This is a genomic window from Bartonella senegalensis OS02, assembly GCF_000312545.1.
GTDB lineage: Bacteria > Pseudomonadota > Alphaproteobacteria > Rhizobiales > Rhizobiaceae > Bartonella > Bartonella senegalensis.
Genome location: NZ_HE997540.1, coordinates 859,313 through 877,702, shown reverse-complemented (window position 1 = coordinate 877,702; position 18,390 = coordinate 859,313). Strand labels below are relative to the sequence as shown.

The following is an 18,390-nucleotide window of genomic DNA, read 5'->3' as shown; positions in this document are numbered from 1 at the left end:
CAAAAAAACAAGTAAAACCAATAAAAGCTGAACGACTGAACAGTTATTATGAAGAGAGCTTAGGACTGGAGCGTGAACTCATCAATGAGTTTATAAAATCACGCAAAACAGCGTGGCGAGTGGCAGGTATTGTTGGCATTTTTGGATTATTCTGCATGATATGTGGAGTTATTGGCTTTTCCCAACCAGCTCCCACTCCTTTGGTGTTGCGCGTTGATAATGCAACTGGCGCAGTTGATGTTATTTCTGCAATACGCGAACATGAAACGAGTTATGGTGAAGTTGTGGATAGGTACTGGCTTAATCAGTATGTACTGAACCGTGAAACTTATGACTATGACACCATTCAGCTAAACTACGATACTGCAGCACTTTTGAGTGCACCAGCTGTTCAACAGGAGTTCTACAAAATCTATGAGGGTGAGGATGCGCGTGACAAAGTGCTTTCCAACAAAGCACGGATTATGGTCAAGGTCCGCTCGATTCAGCCAAATGGTCTTGGTCAAGCAACCGTACGTTTTACAACCCAACAATACAGTAGCAACGGTATAGCTGGAGCAAAACAACACCAAATTGCAACAATTGGTTACACTTATGTTGGTGCACCAATGAAATCATCTGATCGATTGATTAATCCCCTTGGTTTCCAGGTGACAAGTTACCGCACTGATCCGGAAGTACTGTTGAATAATTAAGGGATTGATTATTATGAAAAAACTCGCATTTATTATTCTCTTATCTTCAGTTTCCTCTTTTTATACTGTACCCGTGCAGGCACTCAAAACTCCATCCAGTTCAGAATATGATCATCGCATTCGCTATGTAACATATAACGTGGCTGATGTGGTTCAGATCGAAACAGTTATCGGTGTGGCCACCCATATCATTCTTGAAGAAGGTGAGCGTTATATCACCCACGCCTTTGGTGATGCTGAAGCTTATGCCTTTGCGCATCAAGGACGGCATATCTTTATTAAACCTAAAGCAGAACTTGCCAATACCAACCTTATTGTTGTGACTGACAAGCGTAGCTACAAATTTCGATTACAGTTCCGAAACGACCGTGCTGGAGCCACCTATGAACTAGCTTTCCATTATCCAGATATAGACGAACAAAATTTAGAGGAAAACAAGCAACGTCTTGCCATTGAAAGTGGTTTTCATCAAAGCGTGAATGGTTACAACCTTAGCTACACCATGAGCGGTAACCAAGATATTGCCCCGATAAACGCTTGGGATAATGGACGTATTACCTATTTCAAATTTCCCGCCAACATGGATATGCCCTCAATTTACTTAGTGGATGCTGAAGGCAACGAAAGTCTAATATCGCGTACTGTTGTAGGCAATTCGAATGATATCATCGCTGTTCACAAGGTCAATCCTAAATGGCTCATACGACTCGGCAAACGCGCTTTAGCAGTTTTCAACGAAGCCTATGACCCCAATGGTATACCAAACACAACTGGAACAGTATCCTCTGTGGTCCATCGCATCAATAAAGGAGGCAAATGATGTTTGGCAATAAGAAAGGAGATGAAATCAATAGAAGCGCAAAACAACGCTACGCCGAGCAAGAACATGGGCAAGGCTACGTCGAGCAAGAAAAGATTGAAGGTGCATATGGTAGCTCTGAATTAGCTTCAGAACGCCGTCCAATAATCCCCGGTGCACGTACATTTTTAGTATTAGGACTCATTGTCATAGTAGCACTGCCGATTGCTCTGTCTCTTAAGGCTTTTAAAATGCGCAACACTGTAGATGTTGAAGAAGAAAAGCCTCAACAGACAGTACAACAAATTATACCGAGCTATACCCCTCGTGTTATAGAGGAACCGAAAGTAGAAGAAGAACCAGAAAAACCAACACTAACAGAAGACCTAGCGCAATCCATTCCACCAGCCTTAGCACAGCTTCTTCAAACAACGATACCAGCACATTTGATACAGGATTCTGAGGACTTAGCGCGTAAACGCATGCTCAGTTCCAGTCTTAATAATGGTGGCAGTAGTGGAAGCTCCGCAGATCAAAAAGGTAATACATCTGGTAATGAGAAAAATAGTGGCGTATTATTCGATCATCTCCAGCCTGTACGATTAGGACAATCCCGTGCAGTTCAACTCCATAACCGTGACCTACTCATTACCCAGGGAACACAGATAGATTGCACACTGGAAATAAAAATTATCACATCGCAACCGGGAATGACGACATGTCATTTGACACGAGATGTTTATTCTACGAGTGGTCGTGTTGTTCTGCTAGACCGAGGCTCCAAAGTTGTTGGTTTTTATCAAAGTGGCATACAACAAGGGCAAACACGCGTTTTTGTACAATGGTTACGTGTTGAAACGCCTTCTGGTGTCATCATCAATCTTGATTCCCCTGGTACAGGCCCGCTTGGTGAAGCTGGTATTGGTGGTTGGGTTGACACGCATTTTTGGCAACGATTTAGCAGCGCGATTATGGTAAGCATTATTGGTGATTTAGGAGAATGGGTGAAAAGCAAAATTAGTTACGGAAATAAAGAAAAATCGTCTCAAAATGCACCACAACAGGGTCCTGAGTTGCTGGTTAACGAAGTTCTTCAAAACTCCATCAACATTCCTCCAACACTTTACAAAAACCAAGGCGAGCGGGTGAATATTTTTATTGCTCGTGATCTGGATTTCAGCGATGTCTACAGTCTCGTTACACGTTAACCCCGTACAGAAAGATCAAGCAGTTGCACAGCTTTTACAACCGCTTGATCCTTTCTTAAAAGATCCTAAAATTATTGAATTATCGATTGGTCAACCCTGTGAAGTTTGGACAAAAACCTTCGAGGGTTGGCAGGTACATAATGTACCAGAGTTAACAAGCTGTTTTTTGCAAACGCTTATTACCGCGGTTATTGTTTATAATGGCATGGTTCCCAAAAGCATTAATTATGTGCGCTTACCCGGCGGACAGCGCGGTACAATTGTGCAAACACCAGCTATCATTGATGGTGCCTTGTCCTTTATGATTCGGAAGCATTCTCTCACAGTGAAGACGCTAGAAGAGCTCAAAGAAGAAGGTGCCTTTGATCACTTTACCGATGTGAGTTTCAATAAACCTTCAGCAAAAGAAGCGAATAGTTTATTATCAAAACACGATTTTACACGATTAGAGCCATTTGAAATTGAGCTTCTGCAATTTAAACGTGAGGAGAAAATTCTTGAATTTCTAGAAAAATGCGTATTGTATAAACGCAACATCATCATTGCAGGAAAAACCGGATCAGGTAAAACGACATTTTCTCGTTCCTTAATTGAAAAAGTGCCTGTAGAAGAACGTATTATTACCATTGAAGATGTTCATGAGCTTTTTTTACCCAATCATCCCAACCACGTCCATATGATTTATGGTGACAGTGTAGGGCGTGTTTCTGCTGAGGAGTGTTTAGATGCGTGTCTGCGTCAATCGCCTGACCGTATTTTTCTTGCAGAGCTGCGTGGCAATGAAGCGTGGGAATATCTTAACTCATTGAACACTGGCCATCCTGGATCAATTACTACGACACATGCCAACAATGCTTTGCAAACATTTGAACGGTGTGCCACATTGATCAAAAGGTCAGAAATTGGCCGCCTGCTTGATATAGAAATGATAAGAATGGTGCTTTACAGCACAATTGATGTGATTTTGTTCTTTAAAGATAGAAAGCTTTCTGAAATTTTTTACGATCCGATTTTTTCTAAGTCAAAGTTAGCTTAAACTGGACTATCTTCTCAGTCGTACTAAAAATTTCAAAAAAGCCGCAGATTTTTTGCGGCTTTTTTAAATGAACTTTTCCCTTCACGAACCTTTATGGTAAAGCTTTCGGGCTCTTGTAATAGAAAGATGAAAGTGGAGTAGAAACAGCCCCACGTGCAATAAAATCATACAAAAAATTCTCATTGTTTTCGATTCTATTGCTTTTGCTTTCGGTAACTTTTTTTCCTTTATTTTTTAAAATATGCGTTTGATACCGAAAATAAGAAATTGCGACAAAATAGACATTTCCAAAAAAGATCTCCCAATCCATATCTTAACAAAAATCTCCCATAGATTAATGAAAACCCTATGAGGTATAATGCTCAACCGTCACAAATTATTATCATAGTAACAATGGCTAATTATTCAGAAATGCCATATTCTATTTGCACACTATTCTGTTACAACTTTTGACCAAACAATTTATGCAACTTATTCAAACGGTTAGTTCATTACACTATAAGTTTGAGTACGCAGAGAGAAATCACATGCCAATCCAATAACTGAGAGCAGAACAGCGTAACACATTGAGCCACTTTATTGATTGACTTGCAAATTCTATACACATCACACTTTTAGTAACAAAACCAGCATCTGAGAATGTCTTGAATCAATTTTACGAATCCACCCTATACCCACTCTCTATAGTGTCTTTTTCAACGTAACTTTGCAGAGTGAAAAGTCAAGCATGGACATTATTTTTCGCAATAAATTCTTACTCGAAAAATTATATGAAACTAACTAAAACTCTAAGCAAATGAATCCCAAAAAATAGCGTAAAGTCTCCCCCTTATCTTGAACAATAAATAGAAAATATTGGATTGTGCTCTATTTCCAATAATTGCTCTAAATTCTATTTTGCATATTAGGAAATAAAGCATTTTTTATTGCTCAAAAAAACTGTCTGCTTATACGCAGACAAACAATAAATCAAAGATATAAAGAAAGTTATATCCTAAACTACAATAAACATTTCTCTTTTTCACAGCTGAGAGAGAGTAAAATAAGGGATCATAAAATTCCACCAAAATGAAGCATGATTTTTATGACAGGAAAATATGTCTAGGAACGCTACACTATTGCAAATTTTCTCATACATTCAAGCGACCTCTTCTCCATCATCTCTCTCTTTTTTCTAAAAGGATATTACTTTTTTAATACTGTAACAGCCATATCTTAAATCCTCATAAGCAGAAACAAACTTTAAGAATTAAGATCCAGAAACCACCTCAAAAACTATAAAAAGCAAAGAAAAGTCCTATAGCCCCCTTAATTTATATCCCTAATTGGTTAACTTTTAAGGGCGACATCAACCATCAGTTTTTTTAATCTCAGCAATTGCTTTTGCTGGATTCAAACCTTTTGGACAAGTTTGCGCACAATTCATAATTGTATGACACCGATAAAGGCGGAAAGAATCCTCTCAAATTATCAAGACGCTCCCCGCACATCTCATCGCGTGAGTAAGTCAATCCAAAAATAAGCTTGGAGCAAAATAGCTAGCTCTAAAGAGCAATCGCCATTCCATCTAATAGCTCGGATATGATGTATGACAACAGGCACACAAAATGCACTCATAAAGACCATCTATTTGGGAGCAGAGAACGCAAAAAATATCGAGGGGTCCACACTAAACCTCTTTCTTTATAGACCTCTTTAACCGATTAATTTCTAAAGGCGAGGTTCAACCATCAGTTTTTTAATCTCAGCAATTGCTTTTGCTGGATTCAAGCCTTTTGGACAAGTCTGCGCACAATTCATAATCGTATGACACCGATAAAGGCGGAAAGGATCCTCTCAAATTATCAAGACGCTCACCGCACATCTGCATCGCATGAGTAAGCCAATCCAACGATAAGCTTAGAGTAAAATAGCCGTCCCCAAAGAACAATCACCGTTCCACCAATAACTAGGAAATGATGAGTCTCTAAAACAAGCACACAACATACATAAGATCTTTATTTTGGGGCAAAGAGTATGAGAATATGAAGCAGCCCTATCCCCCCTACTTTAAAACCCTAGTTAACCAATCAACTGTTAAAGGCGACGTTCAACCATCAGTTTTTTAATCTCAGCAATTGCTTTTGCTGGATTCAAGCCTTTTGGACAAGTCTGCGCACAATTCATAATCGTATGACACCGATAAAGGCGGAAAGGATCTTCTAAATTATCAAGACGCTCACCGCACATCTCATCACGCGAATCAGCAATCCAACGATAAGCTTGGAGTAAAATAGCTGGTCCCAAATAACGATCGCCATTCCACCAATAGCTTGGGCATGATGTCTGACAACAGGCACACAAAATGCACTCATAAAGACCATCTATTTTTTGGCGGTCTGAATGACTTTGTAACCATTCTTTAGCAGGTTCAGGAGAGACGGTTTGCAACCAAGGCTCAATCACACGATGCTGCGCATAAAAACGCTTCAAATCAGGAACCAAATCTTTAACAACCGGCATGGAAGGTAAAGGATACACTTTAATGGGATGTTTCACATCATCCATCCCTTTAGTGCAAGCGAGCGTATTCGCCCCATCAATATTCATCGCACAGGAACCACAAATACCTTCACGGCATGATCGACGCAGTGTTAAAGTTGGATCAATATGATTCTTGATAAATAAGAGCCCATCTAGAATCATTGGACCGCAAGCCGAACGATCAACATAATAGGTATCCAAACGAGGATTTTCCTCATCATCAGGTGACCAACGGTACACATGAAATTCGGTAAGTTTCGTAGCACCTTTAGGCTTAGGCCACACTTTTCCCGGTTTTACTTGCGAATTTTTGGGAAGCTTAATTTGTACCATACTTTACTCTCCCCTTAATAAACACGTTTTTTAGGTGCAATGCGTTTTAAATCGATACCACCATCTGCTTCAGATGTTAAGGGATCAACATGAACAGGTCGATAGGACAAAGTCACCTTACCCTCTTTTGACAAATGCGAAAGCGTATGTTTACGCCAATTTTTATCATCACGCTCTGGATAATCTTCACGTGCATGCGCCCCTCGACTTTCTAAACGCGCTTCTGCAGAATAAACAGTGGTGATTGCATTAGCCATCAGATTCTCAAGCTCCAATGTTTCAACCAAATCAGAATTCCATATCAGAGAGCGATCTGTAACTTTAAGATCAGTCAGCTCACCCCAGATTTGACTTATTCGTTGGCATCCTTGTTGCAAAGAATCTTCTGTACGGAAGACAGCGGCATCTTCCTGCATAGTACGTTGCATTTTTTCACGCAATACAGCAGTTGGTATTGCGCCTTGCGCAAAGCGCAGGCGATCAAAACGTGCTATAATTTCATCAACAGCAGCCTCATTAAGAGGTGGAATTTCCGCATCACGATCAATCACTTCACCAGCACGAATTGCAGCAGCACGACCAAAGACAACAAGATCAATCAAGGAATTTGATCCCAAACGGTTAGCACCATGAACAGAAGCGCATCCAGCTTCTCCCACTGCCATCAAACCTGGTTGAACACGATCCGGCGAATCAGCTGTTGGATTGAGAACTTCTCCGTAGTAATTGGTGGGAATACCACCCATGTTATAATGAACGGTTGGCAGGATGGGAATAGGTTCTTTTGTCACATCAACCCCTGCAAAAATGCGTGCGGATTCAGAAATCCCCGGTAAGCGTTCATGCAAGATAGCAGGATCAATATGGTTGAGAACCAAATGGATATGATCTTTTCTTGGACCAACACCGCGTCCTTCACGAATTTCAAGGGTTATACAACGTGAAACCAAATCCCGTGAAGCCAAATCCTTAAAGGAAGGCGCATAACGCTCCATAAAGCGTTCACCCTCAGAATTGACCAAATAGCCGCCTTCACCACGAGCACCTTCTGTAATTAAGCAGCCAGAACCATAAATCCCTGTAGGATGGAATTGAACAAATTCCATATCCTGTAGAGGCAATCCAGCACGCGCGATCATTCCCCCACCATCCCCTGTACAGGTATGCGCAGATGTCGCCGAAAAATAAGCACGCCCATAACCACCGGTTGCCAGAACAACCATCTTAGCCGCAAAACGGTGCATGACACCATCATCAAGATTCCACGCGACCACTCCAGTACACACACCATCGGTCATAATCAAATCAAGCGCAAAATACTCAATAAAGAACTGCGCATTATGCTTTAAACTCTGTCCATAAAGCGTATGCAAGATGGCATGCCCGGTGCGATCAGCCGCAGCACAAGTACGCTGTACAGGTGGACCTTCACCAAACTGTGTTGTGTGTCCACCAAAGGGACGTTGATAAATTTTTCCTTCTTGCGTGCGTGAAAAAGGAACCCCATAATGTTCTAATTCATAGACAGCAGCAGGTGCGTTACGCACCAAATATTCCATTGCATCGGTATCACCCAACCAATCCGATCCCTTTACCGTATCATATAAATGCCATTGCCAATTGTCAGGCCCCATATTAGAAAGGGACGCAGCAATACCACCTTGTGCAGCAACTGTATGCGACCTTGTTGGAAAAACTTTTGTAATACAGGCTGTTTTTAATCCTTGCTCGGCCATACCAAGCGTTGCACGCAAACCCGCACCACCTGCCCCAACAACCACAACATCAAATTTATGATCCACGTAGTGATAAGGGGCATTGCCTGCTTTAGCGCCCAGCGATGATCCTGTGCTCACCATATCCTTCTAACCCCCTAACGCAATTTTCAAAAGAGCAAAAATGATGACCCCTCCCAAAACAAAACAAAACAAAACATTTAAGACCAAAAAGAATATTCGTAAACCTTCACGGGGAATATAATCTTCAATAACCACCTGCATTCCAAGTTTCATATGATAAAGGAGTGAAATGGTAAGCAATCCCATCAAAACAGCGACAACAGGGTGGGCAAGCCGTGCTCTTATAACGCTATAATCTTCCCCAACAAGCGAAAGAATAAGAATAATGAAAAATATCAAAAGTGGCAGATTTATAAAACCTGTTAAACGCTGTAACCAGAAATGCTCTGTGCCTTCATGCGCACTTCCACGCCCGCGGACTTTTCCAAGTTCCGTTCGAAAATCTTTTTTCATACCTCTTTCTGCCCCCAACTAGACAATGTTATATCCAATAATCCAAATCGCAAGAGTAACAATAAGAGAAATAAAAACTGTTGCCCACGCAGTCATTGTTGCCTTTTCTTTAGCCAAAAGGTAAGGTTTCATATCCCAAACAATGTGGCGAATACCCCCCACCATATGATGCACCCCAGCAAGGGTGTAAAGAAATAAAATGCAAAGCCCTGGAAAAGAAGTATAAATTTCATGAACCGTTCTAAACGCCTCTGCCCCACAGCTGACTGAAACTAACCAAATAGCGAGAAAAACCATTCCGAAATAAAGTGCTATACCGGTGATACGATGCGCAACCGACATCGCCATAGTGATGGTCCAACGATAAATAGTTACATGGGGAGAACGAGGGCGCTGTTTTATCCTAGTGATCTCTGTCATAAAATATCCTGACCTGGTTTTCACTGCAACCGCATTATAAACGAAAAGACCCGCACAAAATGTGCCAAGTGCATTATCATTTTACTTTTGGCATCTTAAAGAACCAATATTACAGGTCGGTTGTCTCAAATAACGGATTAAAGGTCGCGCATAAAAAAACCGATTGCCCTACAAACATAGTCATAAAACGTATCTTAATCTAATACAATTTTACCCTCACGTCAAAGGTCTCATACCCTTTCTTAAAGATAAACACGGATTTTTGCAAGTATAGCGATGTTTCATTTTTATATCAATGAGATGTTTATGCTTCGAATATAAGCTTTTTTCAGAGAAAGATGATGCGTAAACTTTTAAAAATTTTCAATATTTCAACACATCCGAAAGCGATTTTTTTACGACCAATACGAATCACTTATGCCATAAAAAAAGCGACATAAAGCCGCTTTTTTTTATAAATTCTGGAAGATGCAGCAGTTATTCAGTAGCCTGCTCTGGAGCCTCGACTGTAACAAGGGCTTCTTGTTCTTTCTCAGCAATCTTGGCAGTTTTTTTCCGCTGATCTTTCTTTTCAGTGATACGCGCAGCCTTACCTCTTAAATTACGCAGATAATAAAGCTTTGCCCGACGCACTTTTCCTCGACGCACAAGTTCAACAGCCTCGACCAAGGGAGAATAAACGGGAAATACACGTTCAACACCCTCACCATAAGAAATCTTACGCACTGTAAAAGTTTCATTCAAACCACCGCCTGAACGTGCAATACAAACCCCTTCATAAGCCTGAACACGCGTTCTGGTACCCTCAGAAACACGCACCATGACACGTACTGTATCTCCTGGTTGAAAAGCTGGCAATTGGCGTTTTGCTGCAATTTTTGCGCATTGTTCAGCTTCGAGCTGCGCAATAATATTCATTTCTTTCATCCTTCATGTTCTTTATCGAACAGTCAGAGCGCTCAACTCTTGCCGAAAAAAGCCTTTTCTAGAGAGAGAAAAGAAGCTCTTTAGGCTATGCATGACATCAGGAGCGAATACACCGTCTCTTATTGTGGAACTTAATAAAACCCTTCACAGGAAAACTGTTTGAAAAGAGAGCTATCCAATACACTACCTTACAACATGAATCAAGTTTTCTGACGATTTTTATCATAAAGAGCGTAAAGATCAGGGCGACGTTGCTGTGTTAACAATTCGGCTTGCTGTTGACGCCAATCAGCGATAGCTTTGTGATGACCTGATGTCAAAACTGGCGGAATACCACGCCCTTCAAAAACAGCAGGGCGCGTATAGTGAGGGTGCTCAAGCAAACCATTCTCAAAACTTTCACATTTCGCGGAAACCTCATTACCCATAACCCCTGGAAGCAGGCGTATAATAGCATCCAAAAGAACCAACGCCGCCGTTTCGCCCCCTGAAAGAATATAATCACCAATAGACACTTCTTCCAATTCCCGCGCTTCTATTATCCGCTCATCGACACCTTCAAAACGTCCACAAACCAATGTCACTCCGGAAGAACGCGCCAAAGAGCGTACATAATCCTGATTCAAGAGCTTTCCACGTGGACTCATCAACAATCTTGGGGAATCACCTGGACAACTATCCAGTGCCGCCGCTAACACATCGGCCCGCATCACCATACCAGCCCCCCCACCAGCAGGCGTATCATCAACGCTATGGTGTTTATCAAAAGCAAAATCCCTAATCTGTATGGTCTCCAGCGACCATATCCCCCGCTCTAAAGCTTGCCCTGCTAAAGAATACCCCAAAAAACCAGGAAACATTTCAGGATAAAGTGTTAAAACACGTGCTTGAAATTTCATTTTTTTATTCTCACCTTTAAACCTCAAGTCGCACTCAAGACCAACACCAATCGGTATATGATTGCTGTATTATAAAAACCGTGATAAGGAAAAATGTTCACCTGCTTTGTATCGAGCGTCCATATCCCCCACTTTAAAGCTTTCCTTGTTAAAGAGTGCCCTAAAAATCCAAGAAACATGTGAGGATAAAGTTTCTACACACGCGTTGAGAAGCAAATTCCTGCATGCCTACATTTTTCACTTTCATTTTTTGCCTGCACCTTTATTTTTTGGTTCAAACCATTTTCCCTTCAAGTATTTTCTCCCCCATCACTTAAACCAGCCGCCACTGGATCAACAACAAGAAAACCAGAAGGGATGCAAACTTCTAGCACCGCTGCCTTACTAAAAGGAATAAGTACGGTTTTCCCCGTATTCAAACGCATCTCAAGTAAATCACCAGCACCGAAATTAAAAAAACCACTCACCTCACCAAAGATCTGACCAGCACCATCTTGGACAGAAAGCCCTATTAAATCCACCTGATAAAATTCATCCTCAGTCAAATCATCCAGCAATTGATCGCGGGCAACATAAAGATGAATTCCCCTTAAAGCCTGAGCAGCACTGCGATCCTCAACCCCTTTAAAATGGGCAATCGCGCTCTTTTTTTGCAAACGAAGCGTTACAATTTCATAACAATGTCCCCTCTCATCATAAAGGGTCCCATAAGTTTTTAAACGCTGTGGTTCAGCACTCAAGATCTTCAGCAAAACATCCCCTTTTACGCCATGAGGCATAGCAATAATAGCAAGACAGACTTTATTTTTAAGCTTTTCTCTATTATATTTCATGTCATCATTCTAAAAACGAATCCCTCATTTGTAGCTTTCTATTAACTCTTGTTGCCATATTAAAAATCTTCCAGAAAGACCTTTCTTGGTAACAAAGCAAATTAATAAAAAAATAAAAGGAGAAGTCTTATGGCAAATGTTATGCTTTTTTACAAAGATATCACCCCATTCAACAAAGTTTCCCATAAAAACCTAAAATTTGCCCCTCCAAGCGATATGTCTTTTGCCAAGGATACACACTGGGTTCCTTTAGCAAGCAGTGAATATTTTCAAGCTGCTCTAGACTATCCTATTTTGTTTATGTGTGCAGAAGATGAACAAAAAAAGCGCCATTATACATCGGCTGCTCTTGTCGGTCTTTCTAACGACGAAAATGATTACATCACCTCTGATAAGAATTGGAGAAAAGATACCTATCTTCCAGCTTTTGTCCGTCGTTATCCTTTTGTTCTTGCACAAATTAGCAATGAAAAAGAACTCTCTGTTTGTTTTGATCAAAAATCAGGCATGTTTAATGAGGTTGCGGGTACGGAACTTTTTAACTCAGATGGTTCTATTTCTCCTTTTATGGAAGAACGTATTCGTTTTCTTGAAAGCTTTAAAATTGCTATGGAAAAAACCGCTGAGTTTATCGATGCCCTTGTGGATATGGACCTTCTCAGCCAAAAATCGATCAATGTAAAAAACGACCAAGGTCTCTCAGCACAATTAGAACATTTCTGGGTTGTTGATGAAGAAAAACTGAATAAACTATCGGCAAGTCAACTTGCTAAACTGCATAAAAATGGCTTTTTAGGATTGATTTTTGCGCATCTTATGTCAACACATAATCTTTTAAAAATACTCTCTCTAAAAGGTGAAAAACACATGGCCAATCATGAAGAGCGAACTTCCCAAAAAAATGGTCATGACAACGACGAAACCCCTAAAAATAAAGAGACTCTCAACTAAAAATGCCCCCAAAAAAGGACAGTAGAAAAGACAAAAATTGCTCTCTAATCCCGGCTGCTCCTCTTGTTTTAACTGCAAGGAAAAATTGGCTGGATAATCTTTTAGGAACACGTCGTATGGCAGCACATACAATACAAGCCTATGAGCGTGATACACGACAATTTTTGTTTTTTCTCTGTCAACATCTTGGACACACACCAACCTTTACTGATCTCGCCAATTTGCGTGTTATTGACTTTCGTGCTTATCTGGCTTACCGCCGCAAACAGGATATAAGCGCGCGCTCTTTAAGCCGTGGAATGGCAGGACTACGTTCTTTTTTCAACTATTTATCCCGCGAAGGGATTGTCGACATCCCTGGTGCTAAACTGGTCCGAACCCCCAAACAGCCAAAATCGCTACCAAAACCCTTGGCTGTAAAATCAGCTCTGCATTTAGTCAAACAAGAAAATCAACAGGAAAATGAACCATGGATTACTGCTCGTAATGCTGCTGTTTTAATGCTTCTCTATGGCTGTGGAATGCGAATATCTGAAGCGCTAGCGCTCACACCAGAACAATTTTCTGATCCGCAAAAAACAAGTTTATTTGTGACTGGGAAAGGAGGAAAAACACGTCTTATTCCTCTCATGAAAGTGGTTTACGAAACAGTACAAAATTATCTGAAATGCTGCCCGTATCCTTTAGTAGACAATCAACCGATGTTCCGTGGTGCACGAGGGGGGGCCTTGCAGCCAGCCATTATTCAAAGAACTGTGCGAAACTTACGCGCATATCTTGGTTTACCGGAAACTGCCACCCCGCATACACTGCGTCACTCTTTTGCCACCCATCTTTTATCACGTGGAGGAGATTTGCGCAGCATCCAAGAGCTCCTAGGCCACGCTTGTCTTTCCACCACGCAAGCCTATACCCATGTAGATACAGAGCACTTGTTAGAAATTTATAAAAAAGCACACCCCCGTGCTTGAAAGACTTTATAAATAAAAGATACATTAAACAGATTGAACTTCAAGCGCCAAAGCATGAACACATGTTGCTAACTCTTTCTGTAAAACTTTATAAATCGCACGATGTATTTCTACCCGCGTCATGCCCGAAAAAGCAGCAGACAAAATTTTCACCCGGAAATGTGTTTCTCCCTTCCCATCAAAAGCATGTTCATGATGAGGATGCCCCGCATGAAGATGACTCTCGTTAATCACCTCAAGCTTTTGCGGGCAAAAGGCATCCTGAAGCTTTTTGCTAATTGTTGTTTGAATCGCCGTAGACATTTTTGTTCCTTCACAAAATGAATGCAATACGCCTTGTTTTATAACCAAATAAGTGTGAAAATAAATTTTTAAAAAGTCAATTCTTGTCAAATCAATTGATTTTGCATAAACCAAAGATATGACGATAACATCTAAATTATTCGACTCTATTCGAATCAGCTCCAATAAAAAACAAAAGGCTGAGGAAGAAGCGCAGAAATGCCAATGGGAAGGATGTGAAAAAGCAGCCTCCCATAAAGCACCAGCGGGCCGAAATCACGAAGGCCAGTATTTACATTTTTGTATTGATCATGTGCGTGCTTATAATAAAAATTTTAATTACTTCTCTGGCCTTAGTGATAAAGATATTGCAAAATTTCAAAAGGATGCCCTTACAGGACATCGGCCTACATGGCCTACCGATTTTAGCAATGGAACGTCGAAAAAAACATCTGCAAATTATGCACAAATTCGCTCTGGTACAGCAGCCTATCAAAATCGTCTGCGCGATCCCTTCACACTATTTACCGAGCGTCATTCAACCAATCGTTTTTCACGAAAATTAAAACCCTTAGAAGCTAAAGCTTTTGAGACATTAGGGTTACAAGCAAATGCTTCTGCTGAAGATATTAAAGCAAAATACAAAGAGCTGGTAAAAAAACACCATCCTGATTCCAATGGAGGCAACCGTTCTTCAGAAGAGCGTTTTCGTGATGTTCTAAACGCCTATAATTTACTCAAAAAATCTGGTTTGTGCTAAAAACGTACATCTTAATAATCCTGCTTGCCCTTTAAGAGCAAGAGAGTGTATTCTGATAACAAAATATCAAAGAGCCGTTAAAAAACACTATTCTCGCTCTCATTGATAGCAACGGTCTTCAAAACATTAGTTCTGTGATATTTTCACAGCTAATAATTTGCTTCAAAAATCGAGTTTGCGCTAAAAGATGTGTGCCCCCACAACTCCACTTTCGTTCAAACCATCATCGTTTTCACAAAATATGATAAAATATAAAGGACTTCTTTTATCTATTATAGGGCATTGCATAAGTGCTTTAACTCTTGTATCGTTTTTAAACCAACGAAAAAAAAGAGCACCCTTTCCCTTCCAGAAAAATGATGACAAAAACAAAACTTATAGCTGAAAATGTGCCAGATCTCACAGTCTGCGCTCGCGATCTGTTTCATATTGATACAGATATGAAAGTCCCTGCTTTTAGCACAAAAAGCCCCCATGTTCCTGATTTAGATGCTCATTATCTTTTTGATCCGCAAACGACTTTAGCAATTTTAGCAGGTTTTGCCTTCAACCGCCGTGTTATGGTTTCTGGTTATCATGGCACAGGGAAATCAACGCATATTGAACAAGTTGCAGCACGCCTAAACTGGCCCTGTATCCGAATTAACCTCGATAGTCATGTTAGCCGTATTGATTTGGTGGGAAAAGACGCCATTGTTTTGCAAGATGGTTTGCAAATCACTGAATTTAAAGAAGGCATTTTGCCATGGGCTTATCAAAATAATATTGCTCTTGTTTTCGATGAATATGATGCAGGTCGTCCAGATGTTATGTTTGTCATCCAACGCGTTCTTGAAGCCTGTGGACGATTGAGCTTGCTTGATCAAAATCGTGTTATTTCCCCTCATCCAGCATTTCGTCTTTTTGCAACGGCCAATACCATTGGTCTTGGTGATACAACAGGGCTTTATCATGGTACGCAGCAAATCAATCAGGCGCAAATGGACCGCTGGTCTATTGTGACGATTTTAAACTATTTACCCCACGATAAAGAAGTTGATATCATTTGTTCCAAGGTCAAATCTTTTCAAACGGTTGAGGGCAAAAAGACAATTTCACAAATGGTGCATGTTGCTGATATGGTCCGGAAATCTTTTATCAATGGAGATCTTTCAACGGTCATGAGCCCACGTACTGTGATTACTTGGGCAGAAAATACAACAATTTTTCAAAATATTGGATTTGCCTTCCGCTTAACTTTTCTTAATAAATGTGATGAACTCGAACGTGCCACGGTCGCAGAATTTTATCAACGTGCCTTTGGACAAGAGCTTCCAGAATCTCTGATTCAGAGCATCTTGCCTTAAGGGATAGATCAATCATGGCTACCGATACTGACAATAACAGCCAAAATCTGACAAAGGACTCTCCTACCAGCACCCTTGATGTGGAAGCTTTTAAAAAAGCTATTTCCAGCTGTATTCGAGCAATTGCAGGCACGCACAACCTTGAAGTTTCTTTTAGTCACCACAAGCCATCTTTGCATGAAAATTATGCGCGTTTACCGGAATTAGCGCAACATGCAACAAAGAAAGAGATAACCATCACCCGTGGACTAGGGGATTCGATGGCTCTACGCACAGCATGGCATGATAAGCGTATTCACGCACAATTCGCACCACTCGAATCAGAAGCACGTGCTGTTTTTGATGCTCTCGAGCAAACACGGGTTGAAGCAATTGGCACTTTAAGTATGGAGGGAATTGCACAAAATCTTGATAAAATGCTAGCTGATAAATATCAAAGAGCCCATTATCAAAAGATAAGTACCCAAAGTGAAGCGCCCATCCAAGAAGCGATTGCTCTTTTATTGCGTGAAAAGATAACCGAACGCCCTCCTCCAAAAGAAGCTGGACCTGTATTAGAATTGTGGCGTCAAGAAATCGAACAAAAAGCCGCATCAGAACTGAATGAACTCGCATACCATATTCACAACCAACATGCTTTTGCGCATATTGTTCGTCAAATGCTTGTTGCACTCAAAATGGCAGTTCAACTGGAAGAAACATCTGAAACTGGAAACAATGAAAAATCAAAAAACCAGTGTGAACCACACAACCAAACGGAACAAGAAAACAAAAACGAGAAACGTGCCCAAAATGAAGAAGAAGTAGAAACTGAACACGAAAGTGATACACGAGACCAAGGGAAAACGCAAGCAACACGGTCAAATGACAATGACCAAGCTGAAGAAGAGCAAGAAAGAAGCGGTTGGCAAGAAAAATCGAACCAATCCAAGCGCCTTTTCGCCGTTGCAGAACAAATGGAAAGGCTTGCTGATTACAAAGTTTTCACTCGCCAATTTGACGAAGTTTTAGAAGCAAAAGATTTTTGTTCTGAAGAAGAATTGGACCATTTGCGTCATTGCCTTGATAAGCACATTAATCATCTCCAAAACATTGTTGGGCGCTTAGCAAATCGCTTACAGCGCCGTCTTATGGCACAACAAAATCGCAATTGGAATTTTGACCTTGAAGAAGGATATCTCGATACAGCAAAGCTTCCCCGCCTTATCATTGACCCCATGCAAGCGCTCTCTTTCAAAATGGAAAGCAATACCCACTTTCGCGACACTGTTGTTTCATTGCTTATTGATAATTCCGGATCAATGCGAGGACGCCCCATTACGGTTGCGGCAAGTTGTGCGGATATTCTGGCACAAACTCTTGAACGTTGTGGTGTTAAAGTTGAAATTTTAGGCTTTACCACCAAGAATTGGAAAGGAGGAAGATCCCGCGAACAGTGGCTCAACCAAAACAAACCCCATCATCCTGGTCGCCTTAATGATTTGTGTCATATCATCTATAAAAGTGCTGATACCCCATGGCGTCGGGCACGACGCAATTTAGGTCTCATGATGCAAGAAGGGTTGCTGAAAGAAAATATTGATGGTGAAGCATTGATTTGGGCACATCAACGCCTTTTATTACGGCGTGAACAACGTCGTATTCTCATGGTCATTTCTGATGGAGCGCCTGTTGATGATTCAACACTCTCGGTGAATTCCAGCAATTATCTGGAAAAGCATTTACGGGCAGTAATTGAGGAAATTCAAACACATTCACCCATAGAACTTATTGCCATTGGCATTGGTCATGATGTTACACGCTATTATCAACGCGCTGTAACAATTATGAATGCCGAAGAACTTGCTGGCGCCATAACACAACAATTAGAAATGCTTTTTAGCGATAAAAAACCCTATCCTCATAAAAGACTTGTCGTCTGACAGCAAGTTTTATAAAAAATAGAAAGAGGTAAGTGAGGCAAAAAGTGATAATTTATTGTTTTTATGGATATTTTCTACCATTAAATGAAAATTTCGCCAAAACAGATTCTCACACCTAGAAATCGCAAAAATAAGGATTTGGTGGTCAAAATGAGAGAAGACTTTGGAAGATCTTTGAAAGTTTTAAACAAGTCTGTAAAAATCCCAAAACCCGCCTTTTAAAAAAGGAAACA

General features: G+C 40.7%; 17 protein-coding genes and 2 pseudogenes. 9 read left to right on the top strand and 10 right to left on the bottom strand.

Annotation, left to right across the window (positions count from 1 at the left end; translation table 11 throughout):
* The 4 genes from BN200_RS03460 to virB11 all read left to right on the top strand — a co-directional run.
* Positions 1 to 695, top strand: a 695-nt coding sequence (locus BN200_RS03460; RefSeq protein ID WP_019221065.1) for a VirB8 family type IV secretion system protein, incomplete at its 5' end; no start/stop codon positions are given.
* Between the two features lie 13 nt (positions 696 to 708).
* Positions 709 to 1,515 (top strand): P-type conjugative transfer protein VirB9, encoded by an 807-nt coding sequence (virB9, locus tag BN200_RS03455; protein ID WP_019221064.1) that lies wholly within the window; start codon positions 709 to 711, stop codon positions 1,513 to 1,515.
* On the top strand, positions 1,515 to 2,702 hold the full coding sequence (gene virB10 / locus BN200_RS03450) for a type IV secretion system protein VirB10 (RefSeq protein ID WP_019221063.1): 1,188 nt from the start codon (positions 1,515 to 1,517) through the stop codon (positions 2,700 to 2,702). The genes virB9 and virB10 overlap by 1 nt, the downstream gene beginning before the upstream one ends.
* Positions 2,677 to 3,738 carry a P-type DNA transfer ATPase VirB11 gene (gene virB11 / locus BN200_RS03445; protein ID WP_019221062.1) on the top strand — a complete coding sequence of 354 codons (1,062 nt, stop codon included), beginning with the start codon at positions 2,677 to 2,679 and terminating at the stop codon, positions 3,736 to 3,738. The genes virB10 and virB11 overlap by 26 nt, the downstream gene beginning before the upstream one ends.
* A gap of 1,348 nt (positions 3,739 to 5,086) precedes the next feature.
* Here the strand turns inward: virB11 and BN200_RS08665 are convergent.
* From BN200_RS08665 to rimM, 9 genes and pseudogenes are all read right to left on the bottom strand, one after another.
* Positions 5,087 to 5,371 (bottom strand): annotated as a pseudogene (locus BN200_RS08665) (4Fe-4S dicluster domain-containing protein); the annotation flags it as partial.
* A 77-nt stretch (positions 5,372 to 5,448) separates the two neighbouring features.
* Positions 5,449 to 5,727 (bottom strand): annotated as a pseudogene (locus BN200_RS09610) (succinate dehydrogenase iron-sulfur subunit); the annotation flags it as partial.
* A gap of 87 nt (positions 5,728 to 5,814) precedes the next feature.
* On the bottom strand, positions 5,815 to 6,594 hold the full coding sequence (locus BN200_RS03435) for a succinate dehydrogenase iron-sulfur subunit (protein WP_019221059.1): 780 nt from the start codon (positions 6,592 to 6,594) through the stop codon (positions 5,815 to 5,817).
* A 14-nt stretch (positions 6,595 to 6,608) separates the two neighbouring features.
* Entirely contained in the window at positions 6,609 to 8,453 is a 1,845-nt protein-coding gene (gene sdhA, locus BN200_RS03430; RefSeq protein WP_019221058.1) for a succinate dehydrogenase flavoprotein subunit, read from the bottom strand.
* A 6-nt stretch (positions 8,454 to 8,459) separates the two neighbouring features.
* Positions 8,460 to 8,846 carry a succinate dehydrogenase, hydrophobic membrane anchor protein gene (gene sdhD / locus BN200_RS03425; protein WP_019221057.1) on the bottom strand — a complete coding sequence of 129 codons (387 nt, stop codon included), beginning with the start codon at positions 8,844 to 8,846 and terminating at the stop codon, positions 8,460 to 8,462.
* An 18-nt stretch (positions 8,847 to 8,864) separates the two neighbouring features.
* Positions 8,865 to 9,266 (bottom strand): succinate dehydrogenase, cytochrome b556 subunit, encoded by a 402-nt coding sequence (sdhC, locus tag BN200_RS03420; RefSeq protein ID WP_019221056.1) that lies wholly within the window; start codon positions 9,264 to 9,266, stop codon positions 8,865 to 8,867.
* Positions 9,267 to 9,743: 477 nt separating this feature from the next.
* Positions 9,744 to 10,184: a 50S ribosomal protein L19 gene (rplS, locus tag BN200_RS03415; RefSeq protein ID WP_034988908.1), complete on the bottom strand. Its 441-nt coding sequence runs from the start codon at positions 10,182 to 10,184 to the stop codon at positions 9,744 to 9,746.
* 209 nt (positions 10,185 to 10,393) lie between these two features.
* Complete coding sequence (trmD, locus tag BN200_RS03410; RefSeq protein WP_019221054.1) at positions 10,394 to 11,092, bottom strand: tRNA (guanosine(37)-N1)-methyltransferase TrmD; 699 nt, start codon at positions 11,090 to 11,092, stop codon at positions 10,394 to 10,396.
* Between the two features lie 290 nt (positions 11,093 to 11,382).
* Positions 11,383 to 11,925, bottom strand: coding sequence for a ribosome maturation factor RimM (gene rimM / locus BN200_RS03405; RefSeq protein WP_019221053.1), 543 nt, complete (start codon positions 11,923 to 11,925; stop codon positions 11,383 to 11,385).
* Between the two features lie 129 nt (positions 11,926 to 12,054).
* Between rimM and BN200_RS03400 the strand changes: the two genes are divergently transcribed.
* Together BN200_RS03400 and BN200_RS03395 are read left to right on the top strand one after the other, a co-directional pair.
* Positions 12,055 to 12,876, top strand: a complete 822-nt coding sequence (locus BN200_RS03400) for a SapC family protein (RefSeq protein ID WP_019221052.1) — start codon at positions 12,055 to 12,057, stop codon at positions 12,874 to 12,876.
* Between the two features lie 2 nt (positions 12,877 to 12,878).
* Positions 12,879 to 13,847, top strand: coding sequence for a tyrosine recombinase XerC (locus BN200_RS03395; RefSeq protein ID WP_019221051.1), 969 nt, complete (start codon positions 12,879 to 12,881; stop codon positions 13,845 to 13,847).
* Between the two features lie 24 nt (positions 13,848 to 13,871).
* Here BN200_RS03395 and BN200_RS03390 read toward each other — a convergent pair whose 3' ends face one another.
* Positions 13,872 to 14,150, bottom strand: a complete 279-nt coding sequence (locus BN200_RS03390) for a BolA family protein (protein WP_034988905.1) — start codon at positions 14,148 to 14,150, stop codon at positions 13,872 to 13,874.
* A gap of 118 nt (positions 14,151 to 14,268) precedes the next feature.
* Here BN200_RS03390 and BN200_RS03385 point away from each other — a divergent pair, with 118 nt between their 5' ends.
* The 3 genes from BN200_RS03385 to cobT all read left to right on the top strand — a co-directional run bounded on the left by BN200_RS03385 (position 14,269) and on the right by cobT (position 18,157).
* The gene (locus BN200_RS03385) at positions 14,269 to 14,889 is read left to right on the top strand and encodes a J domain-containing protein (RefSeq protein WP_019221049.1); all 621 of its coding nucleotides are present in this window, start codon (positions 14,269 to 14,271) and stop codon (positions 14,887 to 14,889) included.
* 359 nt (positions 14,890 to 15,248) lie between these two features.
* Positions 15,249 to 16,235, top strand: coding sequence for a cobaltochelatase subunit CobS (cobS, locus tag BN200_RS03380; RefSeq protein WP_019221048.1), 987 nt, complete (start codon positions 15,249 to 15,251; stop codon positions 16,233 to 16,235).
* Positions 16,236 to 16,249: 14 nt separating this feature from the next.
* Positions 16,250 to 18,157 (top strand): cobaltochelatase subunit CobT, encoded by a 1,908-nt coding sequence (gene cobT, locus BN200_RS03375; protein ID WP_019221047.1) that lies wholly within the window; start codon positions 16,250 to 16,252, stop codon positions 18,155 to 18,157.
* Positions 18,158 to 18,390 lie beyond the last annotated feature (233 nt).

Excerpts from the sequence above, each read along its gene's own strand:
- virB9 (WP_019221064.1), top strand. The coding sequence starts at position 709 with ATGAAAAAACTCGCATTTATTATTCTCTTATCTTCAGTTTCCTCTTTT.
- virB10 (WP_019221063.1), top strand. The coding sequence starts at position 1,515 with ATGTTTGGCAATAAGAAAGGAGATGAAATCAATAGAAGCGCAAAACAA.
- virB11 (WP_019221062.1), top strand. The coding sequence starts at position 2,677 with ATGTCTACAGTCTCGTTACACGTTAACCCCGTACAGAAAGATCAAGCA.
- BN200_RS03435 (WP_019221059.1), bottom strand. The coding sequence starts at position 6,594 with ATGGTACAAATTAAGCTTCCCAAAAATTCGCAAGTAAAACCGGGAAAA.
- sdhA (WP_019221058.1), bottom strand. The coding sequence starts at position 8,453 with ATGGTGAGCACAGGATCATCGCTGGGCGCTAAAGCAGGCAATGCCCCT.
- sdhD (WP_019221057.1), bottom strand. The coding sequence starts at position 8,846 with ATGAAAAAAGATTTTCGAACGGAACTTGGAAAAGTCCGCGGGCGTGGA.
- sdhC (WP_019221056.1), bottom strand. The coding sequence starts at position 9,266 with ATGACAGAGATCACTAGGATAAAACAGCGCCCTCGTTCTCCCCATGTA.
- rplS (WP_034988908.1), bottom strand. The coding sequence starts at position 10,184 with ATGAATATTATTGCGCAGCTCGAAGCTGAACAATGCGCAAAAATTGCA.
- trmD (WP_019221054.1), bottom strand. The coding sequence starts at position 11,092 with ATGAAATTTCAAGCACGTGTTTTAACACTTTATCCTGAAATGTTTCCT.
- rimM (WP_019221053.1), bottom strand. The coding sequence starts at position 11,925 with ATGAAATATAATAGAGAAAAGCTTAAAAATAAAGTCTGTCTTGCTATT.
- BN200_RS03400 (WP_019221052.1), top strand. The coding sequence starts at position 12,055 with ATGGCAAATGTTATGCTTTTTTACAAAGATATCACCCCATTCAACAAA.
- BN200_RS03395 (WP_019221051.1), top strand. The coding sequence starts at position 12,879 with ATGCCCCCAAAAAAGGACAGTAGAAAAGACAAAAATTGCTCTCTAATC.
- BN200_RS03390 (WP_034988905.1), bottom strand. The coding sequence starts at position 14,150 with ATGTCTACGGCGATTCAAACAACAATTAGCAAAAAGCTTCAGGATGCC.
- BN200_RS03385 (WP_019221049.1), top strand. The coding sequence starts at position 14,269 with ATGACGATAACATCTAAATTATTCGACTCTATTCGAATCAGCTCCAAT.
- cobS (WP_019221048.1), top strand. The coding sequence starts at position 15,249 with ATGACAAAAACAAAACTTATAGCTGAAAATGTGCCAGATCTCACAGTC.
- cobT (WP_019221047.1), top strand. The coding sequence starts at position 16,250 with ATGGCTACCGATACTGACAATAACAGCCAAAATCTGACAAAGGACTCT.